The following is a 16787-nucleotide window of genomic DNA, read 5'->3' as shown; positions in this document are numbered from 1 at the left end:
CACCGGTCAGCTTGCGCTCCCGGACCGGGTGGCCGGTGTCGCGATCACCGGTAGGGTCGCGCGTCGGTACGGAGTCGACCCGGGGGAGAGGGAGCCATGCGCTCGCTGGACGAGGCCGCGATCTGGAACGAGGGCGTGCCGGGGGTGGACGTCCCCGGCTACGACCGGACCGGCATCCGCACCGGCATCGTGCACATCGGAGTGGGTGGGTTCCACCGCGCGCACCTCGCCATGTACGTCGACTCGCTGCTGATCGCCGGGGAGGCCCGGGACTGGGGGATCTGCGGGGTCGGGGTGCTGCCCGGCGACGCCCGGATGCGCGACGTGCTGGCCGCCCAGGACGGGCTGTACACCCTGGTCCGCAAGGAGCCGGACGGGTCGCTCGCGCCGCGCGTCGTCGGCTCGCTGGTCGACTACCTGTTCGCGCCGGACGACCCGGAGGCGGTGATCGAGCGGATCGCGCACGCCGACACCCGGATCGTGTCGCTGACGATCACCGAGGGCGGCTACGCGATCGACCAGAAGACCGGCGAGTTCGATCCCGAGTTCCCCGGCGTCCGGGACGGGTCGAGCGCGTTCGGCCTGGTGGTGGAGGCGCTGGCCCGCCGCCGGGACCGCGGCACCGGCCCGCTCACGATCATGAGCTGCGACAACATGCAGGGCAACGGCGACGCCGCGCGCCGGGTGTTCACCGGCGTCGCGCAGCTGCGCGATCCCGAGCTGGGCGCCTGGGTCGCCGACCGGGTGAGCTTCCCGAACTCGATGGTCGACCGGATCACCCCGGCCACCGCGGACTCCGACCGCGCGGCGCTCGCCGACCGCTTCGGCCTGCGCGACGGCTGGCCGGTGGTCTGCGAGCCGTTCACCCAGTGGGTGCTGGAGGACGACTTCGCCGCCGGCCGCCCGGACTTCGAGCGGGTCGGCGTGCAGCTCGTCGACGACGTCGTGCCCTACGAGTTCATGAAGCTGCGGCTGCTCAACGCGACCCACCAGGCGCTCGGCTACCTCGGCTACCTGGCCGGCCACCGGTACGTGCACGAGGTCGCGCAGGACCCGGTGTTCGCGTCGTTCCTGCGCGGCTACATGGACGACGAGGCCACCCCGACCCTGCGCCCGGTCCCGGGGATCGATCTCGACGGCTACAAGGACACGCTGATCGAGCGGTTCGCCAACGCCGGCGTCGCCGACACCCTGATGCGGATCAACTACGGCAGCTCGGACCGGATCTCGATCTTCCTGCTGCCGGTGGTGCGCGAGCAGCTCGCCGCGGGCGGCCCGGTGCAGCGGGCCGCCGCCGTCGTCGCCGGATGGTGCCGTTACGCCGAGGGGGCCGACGAGCAGGGCACGCCGATCGAGCAGCAGGACCGGCTCGCCGCGGAGCTGACCGCGCTTGCCCTGCGCGAGCGGGACGAGCCGCTGTCGTTCCTGCGGCACCGGGCGGTCTTCGGCGACCTGGCCGACGACGAGCGGTTCTCCTCCGCGTTCCGGACCGCGCTGGAGTCGCTGTACGCCCGCGGCGCCGCGGCGACGGTCGCCGATCTCGGCTGAGCGGTGGGCCCGCGGCCGGGCCGGTGGGTCCGCCGCCGGGCCGGTGGGTCCGCGGCCGCGCCGATGAGTTCCGGGTGGTCCGCCGGTCAGCACCGGGGAAGCCCGCCGCAGACAGGAGACCGCCATGGGAACCATCGACGTGCACGAGTTCATCAGCCTGGACGGCGTCGTCGAGGATCCGTCCTGGACCGCCGGGTACGGCTTCACCGAGGCGATGGGCAACGCCATCGGGAAGCTCTGCGACCAGGCGATCCTGCTGGGCCGCACCACCTACGAGGCGTTCCACCCGGCGTGGTCGGCGCGCGGGCACGACGTCGAGTCCGGCGGCGCGTTCTTCAACGGATCGCCGAAGCACGTCGTGACGTCCACCCTGGACGACCCGCTGGCGTGGGAGAACTCCACCGTGCTCGGGCCGTACGACCCGAAGCGCATCCAGGACCTGAAGGACTCGGTCGACGGCGGCATCTACGTCAGCGGCAGCGTCACGCTGGTCCGCGCGCTGCTCGCCGACGGCCTGGTCGACACGCTCAACCTGTTCGTCTACCCGGTGGCGCTGGGATCGGGCCTGAAGCTGTTCACCGACGGGCCGCAGGTGCCGCTGCGGCTGATCGAGACCGAGCCGTACGACAACGGCGTGGTCCGGATGACCTACGGCCCGCCGGTGTGACGCCCCGGCTCAGCGGTGCGCCAGCAGCGCCGCCCCGATGATCCCGGCCTCGTTGAGCAGCTTCGCCGGGACCATCGGGGTCCGCGTCGACACGTACGGCGACCACTTGTCGAACTTCTTGCTGACCCCGCCGCCGACGACGATCAGGTCCGGCCACAGCAGGTTCTCCACGTGCCGGAAGTAGCGGGTCAACCGCTCGCCCCACTCCTCCCAGCCGAGCCCGTCGCGCTCGCGGGCGGAGTCGGCGGCGCGGGTCTCGGCGTCGTACCCGTCCAGCTCGACGTGGCCCAGCTCGGTGTTCGGCACCAGACGGCCGTGTGCGATCACCGCCGTGCCGATCCCGGTGCCGAGCGTCGCGAGCAGCACCACGCCGGACTTCGCCCCGGCCGCGCCGAACTCGACCTCGGCGACGCCGGCCGCGTCGGCGTCGTTGACCAGCACCGTGTCCCGGCCGGTGACCTTGCGCAGCACCGAGGCGGCGTCGCAGTCGACCCAGGAGTCGTCGACGTTGGCGGCGGTGCGGGTGACGCCGTGCTGGACGACGGCGGGGAAGGTGCAGCCGAACGACCCCTTCCAGCCGAAGTCGTCGAGGATCTCGGCGACGGTCGCGGCGACCGCCTCCGGGGTGGACGGTTGCGGGGTGGGGATGCGGACCCGCTCGCCGGCGAGCCTGCCGGTCGCCAGGTCCACCGGGGCGCCCTTGATGCCGGAGCCGCCGATGTCGATCCCGAACCCGTGTTCGTGCTTCTTGCTCACGTCGGCGATCCTCCCTCAGCCGGCCAGCGCGGCCGACACCACGTCGCGGGCCTGTTCCTGGATCTGAGCCAGGTGGTCGGGCCCGCGGAAGCTCTCGGCGTAGACCTTGTAGACGTCCTCGGTGCCCGACGGGCGGGCGGCGAACCAGCCGGACCCGGTGACGACCTTGAGGCCGCCGATCGGGGCGTCGTTGCCGGGGGCCCGGGTGAGCTTCGCGGTGATCGGGTCACCGGCGAGCTCGGTGGCGGTGACCGCGTCCGCGTCGAGCCGGCCCAGCGCCGCCTTCTCCGCGCGCGTGCAGGCCACGTCGGTGCGGGCGTAGGCGGGCTCGCCGAACCGGGCGGTGAGGTCGCGGTAGTGCTCGCTGGGGGTGCGGCCGGTGGTCGCGGTGATCTCGGCGGCGAGCAGGGCGAGCAGCAGGCCGTCCTTGTCGGTGGTCCACGGGGAGCCGTCCCGGCGCAGGAACGACGCGCCGGCGCTCTCCTCGCCGCCGAAGCCGATCTCCCCGGAGCGCAGGCCGGGCACGAACCACTTGAACCCGACCGGCACCTCGACCAGCGTGCGGCCGAGATCGGCGGCCACCCGGTCGATCATCGACGAGCTGACGGCGGTCTTGCCGATCCCGGCGGCGGCCGGCCAGCCGGGGCGGTGCGCGAAGAGGTAGCCGATCGCGACGGCCAGGTAGTGGTTGGGGTTCATCAGGCCGCCGTCGGCGGTGACGATGCCGTGCCGGTCGGCGTCGGCGTCGTTCCCGGTGGCGATCCGGAAGGGGGCAGTGCGTGGAGCGTCAGCGGAACGCGCATCGGCACTGCCGGCTTCCATACGTTTCCGCAGTGACGCCATCGCGTACGGCGACGAGCAGTCCATCCGGATCTTGCCGTCCCAGTCCAGCGGCATGAACCCGAACGTCGGGTCGACGTCCGGGTTGACCACGGTCAGGTCCAGCCGGTAGCGCTCGGCGATGGCGCCCCAGTAGTCGACCGAGGCGCCGCCGAGCGGGTCCGCCCCGATCGTCACGCCGGCGTCCCGGATCGCGTCCATGTCGAGGACCTGGTCGAGCTGGGCGACGTACTCGCCGAGGAAGTCGTAGCGGCCCGGATCGATCGTCGCGGTGCGGCGCACCCCGGACAGGCCGGCCTCGAGCAGCTCGTTGGCCCGCTCCGCGATCCAGCTGGTCGCGTCGGTGCCGGCCGGGCCGCCGTCCGGCGGGTTGTACTTGAAGCCGCCGTCGGCGGGCGGATTGTGCGAGGGGGTGACGATCACACCGTCGGCGAGCCGACCAGTTCCGGCACCGTCGGCGAGCCGACCAGTTCCGGCACCGTCGGCGAGCCGACCAGTTCCGGCACTGCCGGCGAGCCGACCCGCTCCCGCGTTGGCGACCAGGATGGCGTGCGACAGCGCCGGGGTCGGGGTGAGGCCGTCCCGGGAGTCGACGACCAGCTCGACGCCGTTCGCGGTGAACACCTCGGCCGCGGTGCGCCAGGCCGGCTCGGACAGCGCGTGCGAGTCCCGGCCCAGGAACAGCGGCCCGTCGATGCCCTGGGCCGCCCGGTACTCGACGATCGCCTGGCTGGTGGCGGCGATGTGGTCGTCGTTGAAGGTGGCCGTGAACGCCGACCCGCGGTGGCCGGAGGTGCCGAACGCGACCCGCTGGAGGTCGACCTTGGGGTCCGGGTGGACGTCCCGGTACGCCGCGAGCAGCGCGGGCACGTCCACCAGGTCCTCGGGGCGGGCCGGGGTGCCGGCGCGCTCGTGCACGGTCATGGATGTCCTGTCCTTCCGGAGTGCGGTCGCCGCCCACCCTGCCGCATGGGCGGGGATGTCGGCAGCACCTACGCTCTCGTCCGTGCGGATCGCCTCGTTGCTGCCGGCCGGTACCGAGATCGCCGGGCGGCTCGGCCTGGCCGGCCGGCTGGTCGGGGTGACCTTCGAGTGCGACGACCCGGTGGGGGTGCGGGACCGGGTGCCGGTGGTGGTCGACACGGCGCTGCCCGCGTCCGGGACGCCCGCCGAGATCGACGCGGTGGTCCGCGAGCGGGCGGCGGCCGGGCTGCCGCTCTACGACCTGGACCGGGCGACGCTGGCCGCCGCCGATCCCGATCTGATCCTGACCCAGGACCTGTGCGCGGTGTGCGCGCTGCCGGGATCCTCGGTCGCGCAGGCGCAGGCGGCGATCGGGACCCGCGCGCAGGTACTGTCGCTGGACCCGCACCGGCTGCCCGACGTGCTGGACGTGATCACCGCCGTCGGGACGGCGGCCGGGGTGCCGGAGGTGGCCGCCACCCTGGTCGGGGAGCTGACCGCCCGACTGGACGCGGTCGCCGCGGCGGTGCACGACCGGCCGGCGCCACGGGTGCTGGTGCTGGAATGGACGGACCCGCCGTTCCTGCCCGGACACTGGGTGCCGGACCTGGTGACCGCGGCCGGCGGGACGGCGGTCGGCGCGATCGCCGGTGGCCGCAGCGTCGCGACCGGATGGGACGCGCTGCCCGGCCCGGTCGACGTCGTGCTGGTCGCGCCCTGCGGATTCGGGCTGGCGGGGGAGCAGGGTGCGCAGGCCCAGGCCCGCGCGGTGCTGGACCGGCTCCCGGCCCGGGTCCCGGTGTACGCGCTGGACTCGGCGTCGTACGTGGTGCGGGCCGGGCCGCGGCTGGTGGACGGGATCGAGGCGATCGCCGCCGCACTGCACCCGGGTGCGGTGCCGGAGCCGCCGGCGGGACGGATCGCCCGGGTCCGCTGAACGGGGCCTGCGCCGGCCGCTCGTGCGGACGTCCGGCACCGGCGGGGTCGGGTCGCCGGGGTCGGGCCGGGTCGGCGAGGTCGGACCGGAGCGGTCGGGCCTACCTGCCGCGGCGCTCCCTGCCCGGGGTGTCCGCCGGTTCGGCGTGCCCCGCCGGTTCGGCGTGCCCCGCCGGTCCGGTCTCCCCGCCCGTCCCGGCCCTGGTCGGGCCTGCCTGTGCTGCCGGCCCGGCCCGCCCTGCCGGCCCCGCAGGCCCGGCCGGCTCGGGCTCATCGTCGTCGGCCCGGCTGCCGGGCCCGAGCCACCGGCCGACGAACCGGGCGATCCACGGCGCGACGAGCAGCATCAGCACCACCCGCAGCACCTGGACGGCGACCACCGACGTGACGTCGACACCGGACGAGATCGCGGTCGCCAGCACCGCGTACACCCCGCCGGGCGTCGTGGCGAGATAGCCCTCCAGCAGCGTCATGCCGGTGAAGTGCGACAGCACCAGACCGAGCCCGGCACACAGGGCGACCACGGCCAGGATCAGTACGGTGGCCAGCGGGAGCACCCGGGCCACGGTGGCGAGCGCCCGGCGGGTGAACCGCAGCCCGGCCTGCCAGCCGATCAGCGCGTAGGCGAGGTCGACGATGGGCAGCGGCACCGACGCGTCGAACGAGAACCCGGCGAGGCTGATCACCAGCGCCACCACCATCGGGCCGAGCAGCGCGCCGGCCGGCACCCGGGCGAGCCGGGCGAGCGGGACGCCGACGGCGACGCACACCGCCAGCACCCCGAGCCCGATCCACCACGGCGCCCCGGACGTGGCCGGGTCCGGTTCGGCGCCGGGTGCGGCGTGCTGCGCTCCGTAGAGCGCGACGGCGACCACCGGCATGGTGGCCGTCACCAGGCCGACCCGCAGGTACTGGATGACGGCGACCATGCGTTCGTCGCCGCCCAGCTCGCGGCTGATCGCGACCAGCCCGGAGGCACCACCCGCCGTCTGCGCGAGCATCCCGGTGAGCGGGGTGACGCCGCGCTGCAGGCCCATGAGCAGGCCGGCGGCCATGCTGACCAGGAGTGTCCCCAGGCTGATCAGCAGGACCGGCAGCCAGTTCGAGGCGATCGCGGCGAGCGTGTCGGGCCGGGCGAGCAGCCCGATGACGACGCCGATCACCGCCTGCGCGCCCGCGGTCAGCGGCCGCGCGACCCGGCTCGGGCCGAGCCCGGACAGGGCCAGCACGGTGGCGACCAGCAGCCCGGCGAACAGCGCGGGGGAGGGCACGCCGAGGGCGCCGAGACCGATCGTGCCGAGCACGGTGAGGGCGGCGAGCAGCAGCCACCGCCACCAGGGGACGTTCCGCAGGCGCCGGAGCGCCGTCACCGCACGATCACGGACCGAGCGTATGCGGCACGGTCCCGCGCCGTGCCGCGTGCAACGGTGAGACCGGCCACGATCGTTGCGGTGAGCGAACGACCTGGCGGGGATCGGGCGTCCCGGCGTCCCGGCGTGCTCGGGTGGGAGGGTTTGCTCCTGCCTGCTCAGCCGGGATCGACCCGGAAGACCGGGCAGGTACCGGCGAGGTCCGCCAGCGCCTCGGGGTCGGTGCTGCTGCGATGCCGCTCGCAACCATGATCTCGACTCCGTCCGGGGTCACCTCCGGCCACGCCGCGAGGATCGGGCGGGCCTCGTCGATCGGCAGCTCGGTGAGGACGACGTCCTCGGTGGCCATCGAGGCCCCGCTGCTGAGGGTCGCGCGGCCGCCCGCTGCTCGGAGGTTCGCGATCCAGTCGGCGGCCGGGAACCCGCCCACCACGAAGCGGGCGTCGTCGCGCTCGTACACGGTCAACGGCGTCCGGCGGGGGCGGCCGCTCCGTCGTCCGGGCACGGTCAGCACCGGGAGCGCGAACCCGAGCGTCCCGGCCTCGCGCTGGGCGAGGAGCTCGTCGTTCATCTCCTTGAGCTCGCGCGGGGCACGGATCCGGGAGCGGGGATCGGACGTGCGGTCCATGGGGCCTCCATGAGTCGGTGCCGGTCGAGGAATAGCTCAGTACGGCGTACGCAGTCCAGTGTGTCATCGAATCGGCGGTGCCGCCGGTGGCTTCCGGTGGCGGACCGCTGTGGCGGGTGTTCGAGGTCGTGTGTCCCGTCCGGGTGGTCAGAACGGCGCGGGATCCTCGCTCGCGTCGTACCCGGGGACGGTCGATCCGGTGGAGCCGTCAGGCGTCCGGTCCCGGCCGGGACACGTGGGTGCCGGAGGCGTCTGCAGGGAGGCGGTGACGACGTCGGGGGCCGGATACGGATCGGTGAGGTCCCGGTAGTCGCGCGGTTGGGATGTGCTGGTCCAGCCGTGCGGACTGATCCATTCGACGGAGCCGTCGGGGTGGGTGAGGACCTGCCAGCCGGGCCGGTCCTTGAGGGTGTGGCAGCCACGGCAGTAGCCGTGCAGGTTGTCGGTGCTGGTCTGGCCGCCGTGTGCCCAGGGGATGTGATGGTCCAGGTCGCGGATGGGGCGGTCGCAGGCGGGGCCGCGGCAGTGGCCGTCCCGGGCGCGGACGTGGTCGGCCATCGCGGCGGGCGGGGAGTAGCGGGTGCGTCCGACGTTGTGGATGCGGCCGGTGGCGGGATGAGTGACGAGTTGCTGCCAGACGCCGCCGGCGGCGAGCGCACGGGCCGTCGTGGCGGGGATCGGGCCGTGACCGGCGAGTTCGGCGGGGCGGTCGGTGGTGCCGATGAGGGTGTCGAGGGCGACCACCACCTGGATCAGCGGGGTGCGGCCGATGGTGCTGTTGGGATCGGGCTTCCGGGCCAGGGCCTGGATGACGGCCTCGGCGAGCACCTCGGGTGCGACCTGGGTGCCGGCGGTGGGGATGTCGCCGGCCGCCGCGGTGGGAGCGATGGGTGTGGCGGGCGCAGCGGCGGGGGCGACGACAGCTGCGGCGCCTGTGGTGGTGCCGGCGGCAACTGCGGCGGAGGTGTCGGCAGTGGCGAGGGAGGTGCGGGCGGTGGAGAGAGCGCAGCCGGCGGTGGATGTGTCGGCGACGGAGGTGCCGGCCGGGGAGGTGTCGGCAGTGGCGAGAGAGGTGCGGGCGGCGGTGAGGACGCTGTCGACGGCGGCGTGGACCTGGCCGAGGTCGGTGGTGGTGAGGGTGCCTTGGAGGAGTTGGTGGGCGAGGTCGACGCGGCGTTGTTCGAGGGTGCGTGGGTCGTCGGTGCCCAGTGAGCGGGCGAGGCGATCGAGCGAGCGCCAGGAGGCCTGGGTGTCGTGGGCGGAGCTGGTGAGCCAGAGGGTGGCCATGGCGTCCTCGCCGTTGGACAGGCCGATCCGGCGGTCGGCCAGGGATCGTTGGTGGCGGCGTTCGGCGCCGTCCGGGTCGATCCTGGCCACGGCGCGGCGGAGCCGGTCGTAGATCTGGCGGCGGGTGGCTCCGGCGGCTCGGGCGAGCACGATGGTTTCGACCTGGTGGGCCTGGTCGTCGTCGAGGACGTCGGTGGCGCGGAGCACGGTGTCGACCTTGCTCTGGTCGAGCAGCCCGGTCTGGAGGGCGTCGAGGGTGGCGGGCAGGACGTGGGTGAGGCGTTGGGCATCGGCGATGATGCCGCGGGCGCGTTCGCGGCTGATGGCCAGGACGAGGCCGAGTTCGTCGGGCACCCACTGTTCGACGGGGGTGGCTGTGGCGGCGCAGGGGCGGGTGGCGTGGCTGTCGCGGGGGTGGCGGTCGGCGTAGGCGGCGATCATGCGGTGCTCGAGGGCGGCGAGCCAGCTGCGGTGGCGGGCGGTCGCGGCGACGACTTCGAGCAGCTGGGTGTCGGTGAGCTGGCCGGCCACGGCGGCGGCGTACTCGATGTGCAGAGCCAGGCGGGACCCGGGTGGGTCGCCGGGATCGATGACCGGGATGCCGGATGCCGGCTGGTGGGCGGCGAGGTCCGGATCGGCCCCGGGTCCGAACTCTGGGTCGGCCTCGGCTTCGAACTGGGGGCCGAACTCTGGGTCGAACTCGGGGTCGAACTCTGGGTCGAACTCGGAATCGAACTCTGGCTCGATGTCGGGAGGTTCGCGATCGGCCCAGTGTGGGCGGTCGAGTACCACCTCTGTCGGGTCCGTGAGATCGAACATGCATTCGATTCTAGGGTGGTCCGGGTCGTGCTCGCGAGCGTCCGACCATGATCGTTTGCAATGGTGAACGAGTTTCTGCGCCGGCTCGCGACCACGGCGGCGAGGGCCCGGCCTCGGTCCGGCCGGCCCCTGCCCCTGCCGGTGCCGGCTCCACGGTGGAGGCAGCTGCGCGACCATCACGTGGTTGGCCGGGCCGCCGGCGGGTGTGTGCCGGCGACACCGGCACCGGCGACGGCGTTGACGGCGATCCCGACGGTGTCAGACGCCGATGGCCGCATCCGGACACCCGCGGCCGGTCATGACTCCCGGGCGTCCTCGACGGCCTGCTCTGCCCGGGCCACCGCCGCTGTGGACGACCGGGCCCGGCGGTCCGCGTCGCCGGCCGCCCGCTCCGCGGATCTGGCCTCCCGCTCGGCGGCCGTGACCGCGCTGCGCGCACGGTCGAGCTCGGCACGCAGGTCCTCGACCCGGCGGTGCGCGTCGTCGCGCCGCGTGGCCGCCGCGTCGGCACGTTCGCGGGCGTCGTCGCGTTCCCGGGCCGCGTCGTGTGCGGCGAGCCGGGCCTGTTCGAGGAGGGCCTCGGCGTCGGCGACCGCCTTCTCCCGCCGCGCCCGTTCTGCCTGTGCCCGCTCCTGTCGACGTAGCGCGCCGGGTTCGCCTGACGACGGTTGGTCCGGTGTGGCCCTGCTGCCGGACGCTGCGGGCCGGTCCGGGGTCGCGCGGCGGCTGCGGGATGCCGTACGCCGGTCCGGCGTGCCGGATTCCGGTGGCTGGCCGGGTGAGGTGTGGCTGCCGGATGGTGCTGCCTGGTCCGGGGTGGTGTGGCTGCCGGATGGTGCTGCCTGGTCCGGGGTGGTGTGGCTGCCGGACGGTGCTGCCTGGTCCGGGATGGCGCGGCTGCGGGACGCGCCCGGTCGGTCCGGGGTGGCCGGCGTGCCCGATGCGGGTGGCTGGTCGGGTCTGGTGTGGCTGTCGGACGGTGCTGCCTGGTCGGGTGTGGTGTGGCTGCCGGAGATCTGCGGCCCGTCCTGATCGGACGACGCTGCCAGCGGGCCGAAGCCGCTGTGCCGCTCGAACCGCACCAGGCGCCCGGAGCGGACGCGCTCGGCGAGCTCCTCGTCGGCGAGCGCCGACTCCAGCACCACCCGCACCTCGCGCTCCAGCGCGGGCTCGATCCGGCGGCCGGTCTCCCGGCCGAGCTGCGCGGCCCGCCGGGCGAGGGAACCGACGAGCGTGCTCCGCTGTGCCGACACCCGGCGCAGGGCCGCGCCGTCCAGTGACTGCTGCGCCTCGGCGAGCGGGCCGGCGAGGCCGAGCAGGCCGTCGACCTCGTCCGGGACCTCGGCGACGAGCAGGTTGGTCAGCCAGGCCGCCCGGGTCGGCCGTTTGAACGACGCGATCTCCTTCGCGGCGGCGCGGTCCCCGGCGGCCCGGGCGTCGGCGACGAGTGCGTCCCGCTCGGCGACGAAGTCCTCCGGCGGGATCCGCTGCAACCGCGCGGCGGCCTCGGCGACGACGGGCGCGGGACCGGCCGGCGCACCGGACCCCCGGGCCGGGCCGGGCGTGCCGGGGCCGGCCCCGGGTGCCGGCGCACCACCGGCACCCGGGCGGGCGTCCAGGCCGCCGGCCGGGCTGTCGGCCGGGTTGCCCCCCGGGTTGTCGGCCGGGCGGGCACCCGGGCCGTCGTCCGGGCCGCCGTCCGGGCTGTCGGCCGGGTTGCCCCCCGGGTCGTCGTCCGGGTTGTCGCCCGCGCCGCCGTCCGGGTCCGAGCCCACCTGGGCGTCCGTCAGCTCAGGTTGGCGTGCGTGCCGACCAGGGTCGCCCGGCCCACGGTGTGGCCGAACAGGTTGAACCCGAGGAACGCCGGCGTCGCGGTCGCCGGGACGTCCAGCGACGGGCCGTCGACCGCATGCACCACGAAGTAGTAGCGGTGCGGCCCGTGTCCGGGCGGCGGCGCGGCACCCAGGTACCGGGCCAGGCCGGCGTCGTTCGCCAGCTGCACGGCACCCTCGGGGAGCCCGGAGCCGCTCTCGTCACCCGCACCGGACGGCAGCGACGTCACCGACGCCGGGATGTTCAGCACCGCCCAGTGCCAGAACCCGGAGCCGGTCGGCGCGTCCGGGTCGAAACAGGTCACCACGTAGGACTGCGTGCCGTCCGGCGCACCGGACCAGGACAGCTGCGGGGACACGTCCTCGCCGCCGGCACCGAAGATGCCGGACAGCTGCGGGGCGGCGAGCGCCGCGCCGTCGTTGAGGTCGGTGCTGGTCAGCTCGAACGACGGGACCGGGGGGAGCTCGTCGTAGGGATTGCGGGGCACGTGGGCGTCCTCCTCGTCTCGGGTGGATGTCCGCCGAATCCTGGCACGGCGCGCCACCACCCGTCCTGCCGGAGAGCGGGAGAGTCTGTCCGCCGTGCAGATGTTGCTGGTGGTCGTCGGGCTGATGGTGGCGACGGTCGTGCTGGTCGGGGTGGGCGAGCGGCTGCGGCTCCCGTGGCCGGCGCTGATGGTGGTGCTCGGGGCGGGCGTCGCGGTCACCCCGGGCCTGCCGGACGGGTTCCGGGTCGAGCCCGACCTGATCCTGCCGCTGTTCCTGCCACCGCTGCTGTTCGCGACCGCGCAGCGGACGTCGTGGGCGCTGTTCCGGGCCCGGTGGCGGACGATCGCGCTGCTCGCCGTCGGGCTGGTCCTGGTCACCGCCACGGCGGTCGCCGGTACCGCCTGGCTGCTGGTCCCCGGGATCGCGCTCACCGCCGCGATCGCCCTGGGCGCGATGGTGGCGCCGCCCGATCCGGTCGCCGTCGAGGCGGTCGCCGGGCAGGTCCGGATCCCGCGCCGGCTGGTGTCGGTGCTGCAGAGCGAGGGCCTGTTCAACGACGCCACCGCGCTGGTCATCTTCCAGGCGGCGGTGCTCGCGACGGTCGCCGGCGACGAGCTCAGCCCGCTCGGGCTCGGGGTGCGGTTCGTGGCCGGGGCGGCCGGCGCGGTCGTCGTCGGGCTGGGCGTGGCCTGGCTGGCGCGCCGGGTGCTCGGACGGCTGACCGACACGGTCGGCCGCAGCGCGCTCACCCTGGTGCTGCCGTTCGCGACCTACCTGGCCGCCGAGGAGATCCACGCGTCCGGGGTGATCGCCGTCGTCGTGCTCGCCCTGCAGCTGCGGGCCGGCGCCGACGCCGACGAGGCCGCCGAGCGGCTCACCCAGACCTCGCTGTGGAACGTGGTCGAACTGCTGGTCACCGGCCTCGCGTTCGGCCTGATCGGGCTGGACCTGCGCCAGGTGGTGACCGACGCGGGCGACGACCTGCCCCGGATGCTCGGGCACGCGGCGATCGTCTGCCTGGTCGTGATCGTGGTGCGGGTGCTGTGGATGACCGCCGCCTGGCGGATCCTGCGTCGCAGGCCCGGCGCCGCCGACGAGGGCGCGGCGCCGGTCACCGGACGGGAGGCGGTGCTGCTGTCCTGGTGCGGCATGCGCGGGCTCGCGACGCTCGCCCTCGCCCTGTCGCTGCCGGTCGTCACCGCCTCGGGCGAGCCGTTCCCGGCGCGCGCCGAGCTGGTGCTGATCGCGGTGTCGGTGCTGCTGGTGACGCTGCTGGTGCCCGGCTTCACGCTGCCGGCGCTGGTCCGCGCGCTCGACGTCGACGACGAGGCGGAGGCCGAGGAACGCGCCGAACGGGAGATCGTCCGGCGGGCCCGGCGGGCCGCGGTGGCGACGATCGAGTTCGAGCAGCGGGTCCGCGAGCTGCCCGACGAGGTCGGCGCCGCGCTGCGGGAGCGGGCCGACCGGCTGGAGGCGGTGCTGTCCGGGGAGACGCCGTCGGAGGAGGAACGGCAGCGGATCGCGGCACTGCAGACGGTGCGCGGTCAGGTGGCGCAGGCGCAGGCCGCCGCGCTCGCCGCGGCCCGGGCCGAGGTGCTCGCCGCCCGCCGGGAGCCCGGGGTGGACCCGCACGCGGCCGATCGGGTGCTGCGCCGGCTCGACCTGCGCACGGTGCTGCTGGACTGAGGCGGGCCGGCGCCGGGGCCGGGGCCGGCTCGGCGCAGTGCGGCTGCTGTGTCCGGCTCGGCGCAGTGCGGCTGCTGTGTCCGGCTCGGCGCAGGAGGGCTGCTGTGTCCGGCTCGGCGCAGGAGGGCTGCTGTGTCCGGCTCGGCGCAGGAGGGCTGCTGTGTCCGGCTCGGCGCAGGAGGGCTGCTGTGTCCGGCTCGGCGCAGGACGGCTGCTGTGTCCGGCTCGGCGCAGGACGGCTGCTGCGTCCGGCTCAGCGCAGGACCACCGCCGCGTCCGGCTCGGTGACCCGGAAGGTGAACGACTCCTCCAGGTAGAGGTGGACGTCGTCGGCGTCGTGGTCGGTGTAGCCGATCGCCAGGTCCTGCCCGACGTCGAGCACGAAGTCCCCACCGCGCTGGGACACCACCAGCGCCCCGTCCAGCCCGGGCGCCCGCAGGATCTGCCCGCCCAGGATCCGGGTCAGGTGGTCGAACAGCGGGAACCCGCCGTGCTCGGCGGTCTCGGCGATCCTGGTGAACCCCTCGGGCGCCACCGCCAGCGCGAACGGCCCCTCGATCCCGTTGCGGCGCAGCACGTCCACCGCCCGGGCGACGACCGCCGGATAGTGGTCGGGCTCGGCGCCGAGGGCCAGCACGTCGTACGGCGTCGAGGCGGCGATGCCCCGGATGCCGGCGTCCGGCCAGCCGTGGAACAGCGCCCGGTTCTCGACCTCGGCGGCCTCCCGGGCGGCCCGGGCCAGGTCGTCGAACTCGGGATCCTGCGCGCCGCGCTGGATGTCGTCGATCTCGTCGCGGGCGACCGTGAACGGCACCCGGAACTCGGCCAGCGGCTGCACCTCGCGCAGCCGGGCGCGGAACCCGTCCGCCTTGACCCCGGGCGGCGGGCCGTCCAGCCGGTGCGACCGGCCGGTGGAGACCGACGAGGCGTTCCAGCCCGCGGTCCCGCCCCAGTCGGCGAGCCGGCGCCCGGCCAGCAGCGGGGTGAGCCGCTCGCGCGCCTCGTCGTCGATCGCCTTCCAGGCGGTGACCGGGATCGGGGCCTTGTCGCGGAGAAGGTGGTCCTGCACGGTCACTGGCTCTGTCCTCTCAGGTGGCCGATCCCCAGGCCGCGACCGGCCTGGTCGGGCTGGTCGAGGCGGGCCTCGACGTAGTCCTCGGGATCGAGGTCGGTGCCGTCCGGTCCGTCGAGACCGGTGAGGTCGGCGGGATCGGGATGGGCGTCCATGAACTCGGCGAACCGGGCTCCGAGCGACTCCCGCAGCTCCGGCGCGACGTGCAGCCGGAAGTTCGCCAGCCCCTCGTTCTCCTCCTCGCCCATGTGCTCGTCGTTGGCCCGCCGGGCGTTCCACACGCCGTCCCACCAGCCGCGGGACCCGACCGGACTGCGCTGCGCCTGCGCGATCCCGTCCCGGATCTCGTTGTGGTCCCCGATCGCGTCGACGGTCTCCTCCCGCGGGTCCTCGCCGCGGGCCAGCAGCTGCGGGTAGAAGATCCGTTCCTCGGCGACGGCGTGCACGTCCAGTCGGGCGGCGAGCGGGTCCCAGACCCGCGCCAGCTCCCGCGGATCGGTGCCGGCCCGGGCCTGCAGCTCGTCGAGCGCCGCGAACCGGCGCCGGAACCAGGCGTGATCGTCGAGGATCAGCGTCGTGATGTCGGGCACGTCGGGAGCCTAGAACGGCGGGCCGTCACCGGCGCGCCGGAACGCAGGCGCGCGGCGACCCAGGGCGGTGATCTGGTTGTCGACCCGCTCGCCGAGGATCGTGCCGATCCGCAGCACCACCTGCTCCAGCTCCGGATGCGCGTCGCGGGCGGCCGCCGGCAGCTCCTCGACCAGGCGTGTGTGGTGGCTGTAGGCGAACTCCGGGTTGCCGCGCGGCGGATCGTCCTCGCGCAGCGGGACCGGGTTGTCGGCGTGGTAGCCGTAGGCGGCGCCGCTGGCGGACACCACGATCCGGCGGACGCCGTGCGCCAGGCAGGCGTCGACGACGTTGCGGGACCCGTCGACGTCGACGGCGTCACCCCGGGCCCGGTCGGAGTCCCGGCCCGGGGTGACGACCGAGGCCAGGTGCACGACGACCTCGGGGGAGTTGCGCGGCGAAGGCGGCGCCCGGCCGGACGTCGGCGTCGAGCACCTCGTGACCGACTGCGAACACCCCATCGCGAAGGCGCCGGCGCGGCTCAGGTGATGGTGAGCCCGCCGTCGACCGCCCAGGTCTGCCCGGTGACGTACCCCCCGGCGTCGGACGCCAGGAACAGCACCGCCGCGGTCAGCTCCTCCGGGTCGCCCTTGCGGCCCATCGGGATCCGCTCGGCCATCTTCTCCAGGTAGCCGGGCTGGTACTGGTCGGTCATCTCGGAGGCGAAGAAGCCGGGGGCGATCGCGTTCACCCGGATGCCCTTGCGGCCGGACCACTGCTGGGCCAGGTCCCGGGTCAGCCCGATCACGGCCGCCTTCGACGCCGAGTAGGCGGCCTGCGGCAGCGCCGCGGTGGTCAGGCCGAGGATGCTGGAGATGTTGACGACGCTCGACCCGGGGCCCATGTGTGCCGCGCAGGCCTGCGCCATCCAGTAGCTGCCGTTCAGGTTGATGTCGATGACCTGGGTGAACTGCTCGGGGGTCTCCTTGAGCGCCGGGACGGCGGTGCCGATCCCGGCGTTGTTCACCAGCACGTCGAGCCGGCCGAACTCGTCGACGGCGGCCTGGGCCAGCGCCCGGCAGTCCTCGGGCCGGGCCACGTCGGTGGCGACGGCGACGGCCCGGCGCCCGGCGTCCTCCACCAGCTTCACGGTGTCGGCCAGCTTGTCGGTGCGCCGGGCACCGAGCACCAGGTCGGCGCCCGCCTCGGCCAGGCCGCGGGCGAAGGCCACGCCCAGCCCGGAGGACGCACCGGTGACGACGGCGACCTTGCCGTCCAGTCGGAATCGTTCGATCACGCTCACGGGAGCGACCCTAACCGGGCCGCC

The 16787-nt window shown here is 74.7% G+C and carries 15 protein-coding genes; 4 read left to right on the top strand and 11 right to left on the bottom strand.

The features are described 5' to 3' along the window. Positions 1-96 precede the first annotated feature (96 nt). Complete coding sequence (locus ABD160_RS02050; protein WP_344017827.1) at positions 97-1548, top strand: mannitol dehydrogenase family protein; 1452 nt, start codon at positions 97-99, stop codon at positions 1546-1548. A gap of 124 nt (positions 1549-1672) precedes the next feature. After that, positions 1673-2215, top strand: a complete 543-nt coding sequence (locus tag ABD160_RS02045) for a dihydrofolate reductase family protein (protein ID WP_344017826.1) — start codon at positions 1673-1675, stop codon at positions 2213-2215. 9 nt (positions 2216-2224) lie between these two features. Here the strand turns inward: ABD160_RS02045 and ppgK are convergent, their stop codons facing one another. Beyond that, on the bottom strand, positions 2225-2971 hold the full coding sequence (gene ppgK, locus ABD160_RS02040; protein WP_344017825.1) for a polyphosphate--glucose phosphotransferase: 747 nt from the start codon (positions 2969-2971) through the stop codon (positions 2225-2227). Between the two features lie 15 nt (positions 2972-2986). Continuing rightward, positions 2987-4735, bottom strand: a complete 1749-nt coding sequence (locus ABD160_RS02035) for a phosphoglucomutase (protein ID WP_344017824.1) — start codon at positions 4733-4735, stop codon at positions 2987-2989. Positions 4736-4817: 82 nt separating this feature from the next. Between ABD160_RS02035 and ABD160_RS02030 the strand changes: the two genes are divergently transcribed. Continuing rightward, on the top strand, positions 4818-5711 hold the full coding sequence (locus ABD160_RS02030) for a TroA family protein (protein ID WP_344017823.1): 894 nt from the start codon (positions 4818-4820) through the stop codon (positions 5709-5711). A gap of 100 nt (positions 5712-5811) precedes the next feature. Here ABD160_RS02030 and ABD160_RS02025 read toward each other — a convergent pair whose 3' ends face one another. From ABD160_RS02025 to ABD160_RS02005, 5 genes are all read right to left on the bottom strand, one after another. Then, complete coding sequence (locus ABD160_RS02025) at positions 5812-7080, bottom strand: AbrB family transcriptional regulator (protein WP_344017822.1); 1269 nt, start codon at positions 7078-7080, stop codon at positions 5812-5814. Positions 7081-7087: 7 nt separating this feature from the next. Beyond that, positions 7088-7708, bottom strand: coding sequence for a nitroreductase/quinone reductase family protein (locus tag ABD160_RS02020; RefSeq protein WP_344017821.1), 621 nt, complete (start codon positions 7706-7708; stop codon positions 7088-7090). A 147-nt stretch (positions 7709-7855) separates the two neighbouring features. Next, the gene (locus tag ABD160_RS02015; protein WP_344017819.1) at positions 7856-9814 is read right to left on the bottom strand and encodes a DUF222 domain-containing protein; all 1959 of its coding nucleotides are present in this window, start codon (positions 9812-9814) and stop codon (positions 7856-7858) included. A 296-nt stretch (positions 9815-10110) separates the two neighbouring features. Next, positions 10111-11589 carry a hypothetical protein gene (locus ABD160_RS02010; protein WP_344017818.1) on the bottom strand — a complete coding sequence of 493 codons (1479 nt, stop codon included), beginning with the start codon at positions 11587-11589 and terminating at the stop codon, positions 10111-10113. Positions 11590-11600: 11 nt separating this feature from the next. Beyond that, on the bottom strand, positions 11601-12134 hold the full coding sequence (locus tag ABD160_RS02005) for a YbhB/YbcL family Raf kinase inhibitor-like protein (RefSeq protein ID WP_344017817.1): 534 nt from the start codon (positions 12132-12134) through the stop codon (positions 11601-11603). 100 nt (positions 12135-12234) lie between these two features. Here ABD160_RS02005 and ABD160_RS02000 point away from each other — a divergent pair, with 100 nt between their 5' ends. After that, positions 12235-13821 (top strand): Na+/H+ antiporter, encoded by a 1587-nt coding sequence (locus tag ABD160_RS02000; protein ID WP_344018008.1) that lies wholly within the window; start codon positions 12235-12237, stop codon positions 13819-13821. Positions 13822-14074: 253 nt separating this feature from the next. Here the strand turns inward: ABD160_RS02000 and ABD160_RS01995 are convergent, their stop codons facing one another. Genes ABD160_RS01995 through ABD160_RS01980 form a run of 4 tightly spaced genes read right to left on the bottom strand, consistent with a single transcriptional unit; the run spans position 14075 to position 16763 of the window. After that, positions 14075-14896, bottom strand: coding sequence for a family 1 encapsulin nanocompartment shell protein (locus tag ABD160_RS01995; RefSeq protein WP_344017816.1), 822 nt, complete (start codon positions 14894-14896; stop codon positions 14075-14077). Continuing rightward, complete coding sequence (locus ABD160_RS01990) at positions 14893-15483, bottom strand: hemerythrin domain-containing protein (RefSeq protein ID WP_344017815.1); 591 nt, start codon at positions 15481-15483, stop codon at positions 14893-14895. The genes ABD160_RS01995 and ABD160_RS01990 overlap by 4 nt, the downstream gene beginning before the upstream one ends. Before the next feature lie 9 nt (positions 15484-15492). Next, positions 15493-15981 carry an NAD-dependent epimerase/dehydratase family protein gene (locus ABD160_RS01985; protein WP_344017814.1) on the bottom strand — a complete coding sequence of 163 codons (489 nt, stop codon included), beginning with the start codon at positions 15979-15981 and terminating at the stop codon, positions 15493-15495. A 20-nt stretch (positions 15982-16001) separates the two neighbouring features. Further along, positions 16002-16763, bottom strand: coding sequence for an SDR family NAD(P)-dependent oxidoreductase (locus ABD160_RS01980; protein ID WP_344017813.1), 762 nt, complete (start codon positions 16761-16763; stop codon positions 16002-16004). Positions 16764-16787 lie beyond the last annotated feature (24 nt).

The organism is Pseudonocardia kongjuensis (assembly GCF_039526905.1).
In the GTDB taxonomy this organism is placed as follows: domain Bacteria; phylum Actinomycetota; class Actinomycetes; order Mycobacteriales; family Pseudonocardiaceae; genus Pseudonocardia; species Pseudonocardia kongjuensis.
This window is presented reverse-complemented; position numbering and strand designations above follow the sequence as displayed.